The organism is Mitsuaria sp. WAJ17 (assembly GCF_014174515.1).
In the GTDB taxonomy this organism is placed as follows: Bacteria; Pseudomonadota; Gammaproteobacteria; order Burkholderiales; family Burkholderiaceae_C; genus Roseateles_B.
Genome location: NZ_JACJUG010000004.1, coordinates 106,383 through 118,666, shown reverse-complemented (window position 1 = coordinate 118,666; position 12,284 = coordinate 106,383). Strand labels below are relative to the sequence as shown.

At 69.6% G+C, this 12,284-nt stretch carries 10 protein-coding genes; 1 reads left to right on the top strand and 9 read right to left on the bottom strand.

Features of this window, described 5'->3' with window-relative positions; genetic code table 11:
- Window positions 1–17: 17 nt before the first annotated feature.
- Window positions 18–1,007 carry an FHA domain-containing protein gene (locus H5407_RS04895; protein WP_183103311.1) on the bottom strand — a complete coding sequence of 330 codons (990 nt, stop codon included), beginning with the start codon at window positions 1,005–1,007 and terminating at the stop codon, window positions 18–20.
- Window positions 1,008–1,244: 237 nt separating this feature from the next.
- Here H5407_RS04895 and H5407_RS04890 point away from each other — a divergent pair, with 237 nt between their 5' ends.
- On the top strand, window positions 1,245–1,898 hold the full coding sequence (locus H5407_RS04890; protein ID WP_183103310.1) for a hypothetical protein: 654 nt from the start codon (window positions 1,245–1,247) through the stop codon (window positions 1,896–1,898).
- Window positions 1,899–1,905: 7 nt separating this feature from the next.
- On the opposite strand, the gene H5407_RS04885 is transcribed toward H5407_RS04890, so the two are convergent.
- The 8 genes from H5407_RS04885 to H5407_RS04850 form a co-directional block, all read right to left on the bottom strand.
- A complete protein-coding gene (locus tag H5407_RS04885) occupies window positions 1,906–2,676 on the bottom strand; it encodes a hypothetical protein (protein WP_183103309.1) in 771 nt (256 codons plus the stop codon).
- A gap of 56 nt (window positions 2,677–2,732) precedes the next feature.
- Complete coding sequence (locus H5407_RS04880; protein WP_183103308.1) at window positions 2,733–5,585, bottom strand: EAL domain-containing protein; 2,853 nt, start codon at window positions 5,583–5,585, stop codon at window positions 2,733–2,735.
- 151 nt (window positions 5,586–5,736) lie between these two features.
- Complete coding sequence (locus tag H5407_RS04875; RefSeq protein ID WP_183103307.1) at window positions 5,737–7,338, bottom strand: FAD-dependent oxidoreductase; 1,602 nt, start codon at window positions 7,336–7,338, stop codon at window positions 5,737–5,739.
- 2 nt (window positions 7,339–7,340) lie between these two features.
- On the bottom strand, window positions 7,341–8,915 hold the full coding sequence (locus tag H5407_RS04870) for a polyamine aminopropyltransferase (RefSeq protein WP_183103306.1): 1,575 nt from the start codon (window positions 8,913–8,915) through the stop codon (window positions 7,341–7,343).
- A gap of 1 nt (window position 8,916) precedes the next feature.
- Window positions 8,917–9,213 carry a YciI family protein gene (locus tag H5407_RS04865; RefSeq protein WP_183103305.1) on the bottom strand — a complete coding sequence of 99 codons (297 nt, stop codon included), beginning with the start codon at window positions 9,211–9,213 and terminating at the stop codon, window positions 8,917–8,919.
- Window positions 9,214–9,307: 94 nt separating this feature from the next.
- Entirely contained in the window at window positions 9,308–9,532 is a 225-nt protein-coding gene (locus H5407_RS04860) for a DUF350 domain-containing protein (protein ID WP_183103304.1), read from the bottom strand.
- A 43-nt stretch (window positions 9,533–9,575) separates the two neighbouring features.
- On the bottom strand, window positions 9,576–11,159 hold the full coding sequence (locus tag H5407_RS04855) for a DUF4178 domain-containing protein (protein ID WP_183103303.1): 1,584 nt from the start codon (window positions 11,157–11,159) through the stop codon (window positions 9,576–9,578).
- Between the two features lie 71 nt (window positions 11,160–11,230).
- Window positions 11,231–12,280 carry an SPFH domain-containing protein gene (locus tag H5407_RS04850; protein ID WP_183103302.1) on the bottom strand — a complete coding sequence of 350 codons (1,050 nt, stop codon included), beginning with the start codon at window positions 12,278–12,280 and terminating at the stop codon, window positions 11,231–11,233.
- Window positions 12,281–12,284 lie beyond the last annotated feature (4 nt).

Below are 12,284 nucleotides of genomic sequence, written 5' to 3'. Positions count from 1 at the left end.
GCGAGGCGGGCTGTGCATCAGCTCGATCGGGCATCCGCCCATGGCGAAGCCTGGGCCAGGCGCCAGGGCTCGTAGCTGCCCTGCAGCGTCTGTCCCCGGAGCACCCGGCAGGGCAGTGCCTGCAGACGAAGCGCGCCGCGCCGACGTTCCACCAGCGTCGGCGGCTCCAGCGGGTGCGGCACGGCCTGAGCAATCTGCTGGCGCAAGCGGAAGAGCTGGATGTTCAGGTGGGGGCCATCGATCCCGAGCATGGACGCGAGCCTGCCGTGCTCCACCCATCCCTGGGCCTCGGTGCTGACGCCGCGTTCCGCGTCCTGCATCCGCATGCGGGCCAGTGTCAGCAGGGTGTAGTGGTGGCTGCGTTCGCCCAAGTCCAGGACATGGCCGAAGTGATGCAGCTTGAGCCAGGCGTGCTCCTCGTCCAGGCTGACCCGCAGCTCCAGCGCGGTGGGGCCATCGAGCCCCATGCTGGCGCCGAGGCCGGGCGGGGTGAGGTGGGGGTCCGTTCCTGAGGCGAAGCACCAGCGCCGGCCGCCCATGCGCACCTCCTCGCCTTCGGAGAGCGGCTGTGCTCCCCGCGCATGGCAGCAGAGCCACTGCCCCCGCTCACCGAGCACGAGACGCAGGGCCTCCTGCAGTTCTGGCGGCAGAGGATTGGCGCCGCCCAGCAGCACGGGTGTGCCGCCGTCCAGGGGCAGCAGCATGGGCGCCGGGCCGGCGAGGTCCTCCACACACCAGCGCTGGCAGCCATCCGCGGTGAAGCTCAGCAGGCTGCCCAGACGCAAGGGAACGGGGCAGGCGGTCGGCACGCGGACGCCATCGACCAGGCTGCCGTGCCGGCTGAGGTCCCGCAGCTCCCAGCGCTGACCAGTCCAGTGGATGGCCGCATGCAGGCGAGAGGCGCCTGGGCTGTCGAGCAGGGTGTCCGACAAGGGGTCTCGCCCGAACACATGCTGGGCACGGAGGTAGATGCTGTGTCCGCTGGTGCAGTTGCTGAGCTTGGCCACGTGGAATCCGTTGTTCTTTGAATCATGCGAGGGCCAGGGGCACTAGTGACTTGCGTCAGTGCACCGGTTCGAGAAGGATCCGCACGTTAACTCCGCCATGGCAAGGGAGGATCTGTCAGACATTACATTCCTGGCATCACTTGTAGATCCGGCGCCCGTGCTGTCATGGGCTGTCATTGCCGGGGAGTCTGAACCGACTCAGCATGGGCTCGCATCTTGACTATTTGGAGAGCCTTCATGCCTGAATTGAGCAATGCACAGCGCGCCCTGCTGGCGCCCCAGGGCGGCGAGCATCCGCGCGACGGCGCCATCGTCCCCACTTCGAGCAACGCCCCTTTCGTGAATGCTGCCTGCTGGGGGTGGGCGCTGACGGGCGAGTACGAGCACGCCGACAACGCCTACACCGCGGTCACGATCTACAACTCGCCGCAAGGCGCGTTCCGATACAACGACCAGCAGGAGCCGGTCGGCCTGAATCCGGACTTCTTCGCCACCACGGATCTGATCTTCGAACAGACCGTGCCGTACCACCAGACACTTGCCGAGCACATCGATGCCGCACTGGCGGGGGCGCTGGCCTCGCAGAATGCCTGCCGCGTGGCGCTCCTCAAGCTCACAGCCTGCGTCAACGGGCACACCGTGCTGGCCGACGACGGCCGGGATGACTACACCCTGGTGATGAAAACCAGCAGCTGGCACGGCTGGGACCACTGGGCCCTGGGCATCCGCGGGCCCGGCGGCGGTGTCATCACCTACCAGCAGAAGGTCACCGGCACGCCCTTGTCCTACAACTGCGGCGTCGTGTGGGATGAGCACCAGCCGCTGGAGACCGTCATTCGCCTGGACGGCCTGCTCGCTGCTCAGGTGGACATGCTGAACCGCGTGGTCTGACGGGCACCTAGCGCCCGCTCTCCAGGAGGGCTCGGGCGGCCTCGACGCGCTGCGCCAGCGGGGCCGTGTCATCACGCATGACCTGCATCAGGAAGGCGATGGCTGAAGCCCGGGGGTCTTCGGACGTGCTGGGCAAGCCGTTCGATGGCCACACTCCTGCGCCGTCGGCTGCAGGGCTGTGGTCGGAGGCTGGGGCAGGGGACAGGCGCAGCAGGGCGTCCGACAGGGCGCCCTGCGCGATGGGCTCCACGGCGGCCAGCACGTCGGCCTGCGCATCGGGACCGGGCGCCATGTCGATCCAGGGGCTGTCACCGAAGACGGGGGCCAGGTCTGCGCTCACGAAGGCGGACCAGCGGTCCGGCTCGGCCTGCGCCTGCGGAGGCAGGGCGATGGCACGCCGCGGGCCGGTGTCTGTGCGCCCGCAGCTCTCCCCGGCCTGCAGGTGCAGACGGCTTGCAGGTACGTCCGGCAGGTAGCGTAGGCACAAGGCTTGCAGGAAGGCCAGACCCTGTGCTGCCTCGATGGGCGCTGCCAGCGGGAACCACAGTTGATAGCCGTCACGCCCCGAGATCGCAATGGCCGGAGCCGGCAAGGCCAGGTCCTGCTGGACGCTGTGCCAGACCTCTGCCAGTGCCGTCCATTGCGCTGGCCGGGCCAGCTCCAGCAGCAGGGCGCGCGTGCGGCCTTGGGCGTCGGCGAGGGCCGGGGCCTGGCCGCTGTGCGGTGGCTGGCCGGGGGTGAGGAAGAGTCGTTGCCACTGGGCGTGGAGTCGGTTCATGGCGATGCGAAAAAGGTCGGTGCCGGCGCGCGGCGAAGACCGGTGGCCAGGCGGGGTCAGGTCTTGCCCTCGGCCATCCGCTGGACCATCCAGGCCTCGAATTCTGGCCCAGGCAGAGGCCGGCTGAAGAGATAGCCCTGGTAGTTGGTGCAGCCCAGGGCGGCCAGGGCCTCGCGCTGCGCCGCGGTCTCCACGCCTTCGGCGATCACGGTGAGGCCCATGCTGTCGGCCAGGGCCACGACCATCTTGGCGATGGCCGCGTCGTTGGAATCGACCAGGATGTCGCGCACAAAACCCTGGTCGATCTTGAGCTGGTCCAGGGGCAGGCGCTTCAGGTAGGACAGCGAGGAGTAGCCGGTGCCGAAATCGTCCAGCGAGAAGCACAGGCCCAGGCCCTTGAGGGCGGTCATCTTGGCGGTCACGTCCTCGATATTGGTGGCCAGCATGCTCTCGGTCATCTCCAGCTTCAGCGCCTGGGCGCGGACGCCACCGCGCATCAGCGTGGTCATGACCTGTTCGACGAAGTCGGCCTCGCCGAACTGCCGCGCACTGACATTGACCGAGAGGCTCAGCTGCGACAGCCCCGGCATGTTGCGCCAGCGCGCCAGCTGGGCGCAGGCCGTCTGCAGCACCCACCGGCCCAGGGGGAGGATGAGGCCGGAGGACTCCGCCAGGGGGATGAACTCCGCCGGCGAGATCATCCCGCGGCGCGGGTCCAACCAGCGCACCAGCGCTTCGGCGCCCACCACACGGCCCTCGGCGTTGACCTGGGGCTGGTAGTGGAGCTGGAACTGTTGCTGCTCGATGGCCTCGCGCAGGCCAGCCTCCAGCGCCGCCCGGGCGCTGACGACGGATTGCATCCGGGGATCGAAGAACTGCAGCATGTTGCGGCCGGCGGCCTTGGCCTGGTACATGGCCAGTTCGGCGCGGCGCAGCGGCTCGGTGGGCGGCTCAGTGGGCGGCTCGGACGAACCCTCGGCTGGATGGCCGAACAGCGCGATGCCCACGCTGGCCGTGCGGTGCTGCGTGAACTCGCCCAACAGGTAGGGCTGCTTGAGCGCCAGCAGCAGCTTCTCGGCCACGGCTTCGGCGTGCGCGGCGGCCTCCTCACTGTGGCCGCTGAACTCGTCCAGCACGATGGCGAATTCGTCACCGCCCAGGCGGGCCGCGGTATCGCCCTCCTGCACGCAATGGCTCAGGCGGCGAGCCACCTCCTTGAGCATCAGGTCGCCCTGGTCGTGGCCCAGGGCCTCGTTGACGGTCTTGAAATCGTCCAGATCGACGTAGAGCAGGGCCCCCAGGCGGTGGTGGCGCTGGCAGCCGATCATGGCCTGCTGGAGCCGGTCCAGGAACAGGCGGCGGTTGGGCAGTCCGGTCAGGGGGTCGGAGAAGGACAGGCTGTGGATGCGCTCCTCCGAGGCCTTGCGCTCGGTGATGTCGCGGGTGATGGAGAGGATGCAGGGAACGCCGTCCAGGCTGATCAGCTGGGCCGATATCAGGCCTGTCAAGACGCGGCCGTCGCGGGCCTGGAGCTCGGCTTCCAGGTTGGAGCAGGTGCCGGTCTTCATCAGCGGCTGGATCAGGCGCTGGCGATCCTCGGGATGGCGCCAGAGGTGGATGTCATGCACCGTCTTGCCAGCCAGGCTCTCGCGCGGCCAGCCGGTGAGGGGTTGGAAGCCGTCGTTGACCTCGATGAAGCGGCCCGAGCTGAGCTGGGTGATGCACAGGGCGTCGGGGCTGGTGCGAAAGGCGATGCGGAAGCGCTCCTCGCTCTGGCGCAGCCGGGCGTCGGCGCGCATGCGGGCGTCCAGCATGGCGTTGAGTTCGCGGGCGATGGTCTGGAGCTCAGCGGGGCCTTCGGGCAGGGCCCGCTCGTAGATGGCACCGGCGCTCACGGCCGCCATGGTGCGCGAGATGGACTCCACCGGGCGGGCGATGCGTCGCGTCAGACGCACCGTGATCAGGCCCACGGCCAGCAGCAGGCAGGCGGTGACGCCCAGACGCTGCCAGGCCAGCTGCAGCACCGGCGCCATCACAACGGACTGGTCCAGGGCCACGAAGACGGTCCAGTCGCTGTGCGGCACGGGACCGAAGGAGAAGAAGCGCTGAATGCCCTCGAAGTCAGGCGCGGCCATCACGCCTTCGCGCTCGTGGCGCATGCGGGCGGAGCTGTCCGGATTGGCCGGCTTGCCGACGCGCTCCTCGGCCCGCTCGGAGCGGGCGATCACGATGCCCTCGCTGTTGATCACGCCGACGAAGGCTCGCGGCGGCAGCGTGCCGGGCGGCAGCAGGGGGCGGTAGTTGGTGAGGTCCACCGCTATGCCCACCACGCCGCTGATGGCGCCGTCCTCGTCGCGGATGGGGTAGGCCAGGGTGGACACCCAGCGGCCGGTGATGAAGCCCTGCGCCGGCTTGCCCACGGTGAAGCGGCCGCTGCTGAGCACTTCCTTGAAGTAGTAGTGCGGGTCCGGGCCTGCCTTGCCGCCGGCGATCACTCGGGTGGCACTGCAGATCAGCCTGCCTCCGGCATCCAGGGTGAGCACATTGGCATAGGCTGGCTGGAACTGCATCAGCTCACCCAGCACGGGGTCGCAGTGGGCCTTGTCCAGAGCTCGGATGCCCGGGCGCTCGGCCAGGCGGGCCAGCACATGCTCGGCCTGGGCCAGGAAGAGCTCGGTCTGGGTTCCATAGAGCAGGCGCGTCGCCGTGGCCTGCCGGTAGGCGGCGGCCAGGCTTGCCTGGTACTGCTGCCAGGTGTCGTAGCCGAGGGTGAGGGCCAGGGCCAGCATCGGCAGGGCCACCAGGCTCAGCAGGGCCCAGCGCATGGCCAGCCCGCGGGGCGGCGTGGCGGGCTCGCTGCCGGTCTCCACTGCCAGGCGGGGCTCCGGGGGGCTCTGCAGCGTGGTCAAGGTGCCGTCTCCATCAGGAGGGCAAGCCTACCCCCGGCGGACGCCTTCAAGGATGAGGGATGCGCCCCTTGGGGCCGTCTTCGTTCAGAGTTGGCAGTCGGGCGGACGGCCTGTTGGTCTGGCGCCGCACTGCCGGCCGGGAAAGGGGGGCTCAGGCCTTGCGCAGCAGGCGACCGGCGACGGTCCAGCCGGCGGCATAGGCCTCCTCGAACACCGAGTAGGCGGCCAGGTCGCTGTGCGCGAAATGCAGGCGGCCTTGCGTGCCCTGGGGCAGGCGCAGGGCGCCCAGGGCCGGGCTGCCGCGCAGGCCGGGGACGGGGATGCTCATCGCATGGCCCCAGCGCATCAGGTCCATGCGCTGCAGCCGGTCCGGCAGGTCCGGGTGCACGGCCCGCAGCGGCCCCAGCACCCGCTGTGCCCAGGCCTCCCAGGATCCCGTCAGCAGGGCGGCGCGCTGCGTGGCGGGCAGGGCCCAGTAGGCTGTCAGCACGGTGGGCCCCGGCGTCGGGTCCAGGCGCTGGTGGCCGGCGTCCACATAGCCCAGCTGCTCGCTGCCGTAGATCACGTTGTCCCAGCTGAGTCCCGCGCCACTGCGCTCCAGCAGGGGGCTGGCGAGCTGCAGGTTGGCGACCAGCCAGGGCGCATGCGGCTGCAGGGCGACGGCCTCGCGCAGGGCAGGAGGGGCCTGGTCCACCAGGTGCGCGGCGATGAAGAGGGGGGTGGCCATCACCAGCTGGCGTGCCGTCCAGCGTTCGCCGGTCTGGGTGGACGCATTCCAGGCCAGCACCTCCACCTGATGGCGGCCCTGCTCCACGCGAAGCACCAGCCGGCCGGCCCGCAGACGATCGCCCAGGGGCCGGGACATGTGGCGGGTCAGCCAGGCATTGCCCTCAGGCCAGGTCAGCACGGCCTCGCGTTCCTCCTCGCCCACGCGGGATTCCCCGCCGTGAAAGCCGTGGCGGCTGGCGAAGTAGTGGAGGCCGGCCCAGGCGCTGACGGTGCCGGCACCGGCGCCGTAGTCGTCGCGGCAGCAGTAGTCCAGATACCAGCGAAGCCGCGGATCGTCGAGGCCCTGGGCGTCCAGCCAGTGGGCGAAGGGCTGGGCATCCAGGGCGGCATGGTCGGGCGTCCAGGGCGCGCGCTGCGAGGGCATGGCAAAGCCCAGGGCCTGGGCCCGGGTCACGGCCTGCCCGAAGCGCTGGTACTGGGCGCGGGTGGCCGCGCTGTCTGGCGGCGGCAGCAGTCCTTCGTGCCACTGGCCCTCGAAGAAGAGGCGCTCCTGCGGGCTGTGGCACAGGAAGCGTTCTTCGTGGACGGTGCGCCCGGCCTGCTGGCGGCTCACGCCCAGCTCCTCCAGCAGCTGGGCGACTTCCGGCGCCTGCGGCCCCGGCACGGGCAGGTAGTGCGCCCCCAGCGGGCAGGCGAATCCGCCCATCTGGTGGCCCCGCGCATTGCCGCCGGCTTCGTCTTCCAGCTCCAGCAGGGTGAAGTCCCGGCCGGCCTGGACCAGGCGCCGGGCGCAGGCAAGACCTGACACCCCGCCGCCCACGATGAGGGTGTCGGTCCGCCGCGGCAGTGCCTCGCGCGCGGCGCGCAGCAGGCGCTCGCGCGTGCCGGCCTCGCGCAGCAGATGGCCGCGCTCGGCATGGGCGCCCACCCAGCCGCCTGCGAGGGGCGACCGCTCGCGGACCGTGCAGCCGCCCAGCAGGGCGGGCGTCGAGCCGAGCGCAGCCAGCAGTTCGCGGCGGCGCATGCTCAGTGCACCTTGCCCCACTCGGCCTCGAACTCTCGCACCAGGACCTGGTTGGACAGGCGGTTGACCTCGGTCTCGACACGGGCCATGTCCGCCGGGAAGCTCATCATGGCGGGCAGGCTGTCCACGGTGAGGAAGCGCAGGCCCGGCGGCAGGCCGCGCGGCAGGGCCCAGGGCCGGCGCGCGGCCATCACGAAGCCCCATTCGCCGAAGCTGGGCACGTGGGTGTGATAGGGCGTGGTGGACAGGCCCACCGACTCCAGCGTGTTGACCACGGTCCAGAAGCTGCGACGGGCGATCAGGGGCGAGGTGGTCTGCACCACGGCGTAGCCACCGGCGTCCAGGTGCTGGTCGATCAGCTGGTAGAAGCTGGTGGTGTAGAGCTTGCCCAGGGCGAAGTTGCTGGGGTCGGGGAAGTCGATCACGATGACGTCGAAGCGCTCCTCGTGCTGCTCCAGCCAGCCGAAGGCGTCGGCATTGACCACGCGCAGCTTGGGGCTGCGCAGGGCGTCCTGGTTGAGGCTGCGCAGCAGGGGCAGGGTGGAGAAGAGTCGCGTCATATGCGGGTCCAGCTCCACCAGGGTGACCGAGAGCACCGAGGGATAGCGCAGGATCTCGCGCACCGCCATGCCGTCGCCGCCGCCCAGCACCAACACGCGGCGCGGCGCCCCATGGGCGGCCATGGCCGGGTGGACCAGGGCCTCGTGGTAGCGGTATTCGTCCTTGGAGTGGAACTGCAGGTTGCCGTTGAGGAAGAGCCGCACGCCGGCCTTGCCCTGGGTGACGACGATGCGCTGGTAGGCGCTGCTCTCCTTGATCAGGATGTGCTCGCCATAGAAGCGGTCCTCGGCCCAGGTGGTGAGGCGGTCGGCGCCGGCCAGGCCGGCCAGCAGTAGCAGGGCCGAGCCCGCGCAGGCCAGGGCATGCTGGCGCCAGCCCCGCAGCTCGCCTCGGAACATCCACAGCGCCCAGCAGGCCACGGCCACGTTGAGCAGGCCGAAGACCAGGCCCGTGCGCACCAGGCCCAACTGCGGCACCAGCAGCAGCGGGAAAGCCAGGGCCACCACGAGCGCGCCGAGGTAGTCGAAGGTCAGCACCTGGGAGACGAGGTCCTTGAGCGCATAGCGCTGGCGCACCTGGCGCTTGATGATGCGCATCACCAGCGGGATCTCCAGACCCACGAGGATGCCCACCAGCAGCACCAGGCCGTAGAGCAGGCTGCGGAAGACCAGCAGCTCGGAGGGCGGCAGCCAGCTGTGCGCGAGGAAGAGCCCGGCCGGCATCAGCCCGCCGATCACACCCACCAGCAGCTCGATGCGCAGGAACTGCGCCACCAGTTGGCGCTCCACGAAGCGCGAGAGCCAGGACCCCACGCCCATGGCGAAGAGATAGCAGCCGATGATGGTGCTGAACTGCAGCACCGAGTCGCCCATCAGGTAGCTGGCCAGGGCGCCGGCCGTCAGCTCGTAGACCAGGCCGCAGGCGGCGATCACGAAGACGCTGGACAGCAGCAGCAGCTCCTGCAGGCTGATGCGCTGGGCCGCGGGCAGCGGCTCGTCTTGGGGCGTCTGGCTCATGTCATATCGTCACGCTCTGGCCCGGGAAGGCCTTGGACCAGTGCAGGATCTCCCAGCGCGCACGCAGGCCGACCAGGGAGAAGGGATCGCTGGCGATCAGGGCCTGCACGGCCTCGCGGTCGGGCGCCTCCACGATCCACAGCGCCCCGAGGGGCGGCAGGACCGGGTCCTCACGCAGCGAGCCGGCGATGCGCACCTGCTGGGCATGCGCGGCCAGCCAGTCCAGGTGGGCCTGCATGTGTTCGTGGCGCAGGGGCAGGGCCTCCTCGCGGTCATGGAATCGGACGATGAAAAGCATGGGGCGTCGATGAAAGCGGGACCGCAGCCGCGCTGGGGTCAGTCAGGGTGTGCTGGCGAAGCAGGGAGGGCCGCAGCGTCACCGCGGCCCGCCTTCAGCCATGGATGGCCGCCGCCACGATCTGCCCGATGGAGATGCACATGGCCGCTACCACGACGGCCAGGGCCATGTTCTTGTGCTCGACGATCTCTTCCCACAGCTTGTAGGGGGTGAGCTTGTCGATGATGATGAAACTGATCCAGAACACCAGCACGCCGACGATGGCGTAGAGGATGGATCCCAGCACGATGCCGGGCTTGAGGTATTCGAAGCCGTTCATGAGGTGCACGCCTTTCCTGTGTTCGCTCTGATCCTGGCCGGCATCATTTGTGCCCGCCACCACCACTGCTGTAGCCGCCCCAGGAGCCGCCTGAGCCGCCGCTGGAACGCACGCCGCCGCTGCGCTTGCAGGCCTGGTATTCGGCACTGCCCTCGCCATAGCTGTCCTTGTAGGACTGGCAATCATCGCTGCTGCAGGCCCTGAAGAGCAGCAGCAGCACCAGCAGCACGAAGGCGCCGAGGATGATCTTGGCGAAGAGGCCATGGGCGTCGCCGCTGGCGCGCACGCCGGCGTCGCGGGTGAAGGCGGCGCGCTTCTCGGGTGCCAGGGCGAAGCCCTTGAGCACCTCGTCGGCGTCCAGCTTGCGGCCGTGGCTCCAGGTGACCTCGTTGCCTGTCTGCTCCCGGCTGAGCAGCTCGGTGCGGCTGCCGGCGCGGTATTCGTAGTCGGTGACCAGGCACTTCTCGCCGCGCTTCACGCGCCAGTAGAACTCGCCCAGCACATAGGTGATGAGAGCCGTGTACTGCCAGCGCCGCGCGAAGCGCTTGTCCTGCCAGCTGACGGCGCCGCCCTTGTCCGCCGTAGGGGCGCCGGTGAGCGGGCGCACCACGCTCCAGCCTTCCTCGGTGTCCACCAGGAAGGCGAAGCCCTCCAGGCGGTTGAAGAGCAGGTACTCGCGCCAGAAGGTCTGTTCCTCGTCACCGCCCTGGGGCAGGTCGCAGCGCTCCATGTAGCCGACGACCTGCCAGTCCTGCGGCGTGCCGCCCATGAGGGCCAGCTTGCCGCTGCTGCCCATGGGGATCAGGGGCTCCAGGCCATTTTCCTGGGCATAGTGGGCCAGGTCGCCGCCGACGCCCTTGGAGATGTCGGTGACGGTGTGACATTGGGGGCAGACGATGGACTGCGTACTGTCCAGCTTGGGCGTCAGCGAGGCGCCGCAGCCCGGGCAGGGCAGGGACTTGCCGGAGAGCGTCTTGCTGCTGTCCTCGCGCAGGCCGCTGAGGGCCAGCTCGGCCAGACGCACGCTGCGGCCCACCGTCCAGACCGGGGCCTGCGGCTGGCTGAACTCCAGGCTGCCGACCTCGCCCTTGGCACTTCGCAGCTCCACCACCCAGTAGCTCTTGAGCAGCTCGGGCGGGCGCGGCAGCTCGCCTTCGCAGGCCAGCACGGTGGCATCGACCTTGGAGGCCACCTCCCAGCGCGAGCCGCCCAGGGTCAGGGGCGAGCCGACGATGGTGTTGGCCGCCAGCGGCGGCGCCTCGCCCAGCGGCAGCTCGAAACCGATCACGAAGGCGCCGTTGTCCTCCGAGAGCCAGGCGCTGCGCCCGTTACCGAAGAGGATGTGCCATTCGTTCCAACTGGCCTCCTCGGTGCGCAGCTGGAGGCGACCCAGCACGGTGAAGGGCTCGCCCTGGTACTTGCCGGCGGCACCCAGCTGCAGAGGGGAGTAGTCCTCGAAGAGCTCGGCGCTCTGGCCGATCTTGCGCAGGGCCTCGCCCTCGCGAAGCAGGGTCGCGCGGCAGTAGCTGCAGACGGCGCTGTGCGACGCCGCCGAGGCGAACTCGACGGGCGCTCCGCAATTGGGACAGGCCGCTTGCCAGCGGCGCTGGGGGGAGGTGCTTGCCACTCGGTGTCAGGCTGCGCACGCGTGCCTCGGGCGTTCAGCCCGGGGCGCCGCGTGCAGGTTTGACGGTGGTCTCAGCCCAGCTTCTTCAGCAAGTCGGCCTTCTTGGCCGCGAACTCTTCCTCGGTGAGGATGCCCTTGGCCTTGAGCTCGCCCAGCTTCTCCAGCAGGGACATGATGTCGTCGGCGCTCTGCGTCACCGGCGCCGCAGCGGCTGCCGGCTGAGCGGCGGCCTGCGGCTGGGCGGCGAGGCCGGCGGCCATCTGCTGTGCCAGCGTCTGGCCCAGGGCAAGACCTGCCCCCAGGCCCATGGCATCGCCCGCGATGCCGCCACCGCCCTGGCCCACGCCTTCGGCGAGCTTGGGGATGGCCTGGGCCGTCTGGTACTGCATGAACTGGCCCATGTTCTGGCCGATCATGCCCATGCCGATCTTCTGGTCGAGGATCTTCTGCAGTTCTTCGGGGAGCGAGACGCTCTGCAGCGTGACCGACTCCAGCTTCAGGCCCAGGGCCTCGAAGGCCGGCGAGGTGGCGGCCTGCAGCTGCGAGGCGAACTCGACCTGGTTGGCCGCCAGGTCCAGGAAGGGAATGCCGCTCTGGGCGACGGCGTCGCTGATGTGCTGCAGGATGGTGCCGCGCAACTGGCCGTCCAGCTCCTGGGCGGTGTAGCGATCGCGGGTGCCCGAGATCTCCTGGTGGAAGCGCTTCGGGTCGGCGATGCGGTAGGCGTAGTTGCCGAAGGCGCGCACGCGCACGGCGCCGAAGTCCTTGTCACGGATGGTGACGGGCTGCGGCGTGCCCCAGCGCTGGTCGATCTGCTGGCGGCTGCTGAAGAAGTAGACGTCGCTCTTGAACGGGGACTCGAAGAGCTTGTCCCAGTTCTTCAGGTTGGTCAGCAGGGGCAGGGTCTGCGTGGTGAGCTTGTAGGTGCCGGGACCGAAGACGTCGGCCACCTTGCCTTCGTTGACGAAGACCGCCAGCTGCGACTCGCGCACGACCAGCTGGGCGCCGTACTGGATTTCGAAGTCCTGCATGGGATAGCGCCAGGCCAGGGTGCCATCCCCGTCCTCCGTCCACTGCAGGACGTCAATGAATTGTTTCTTGATGAAATCCATCAAACCCATGATG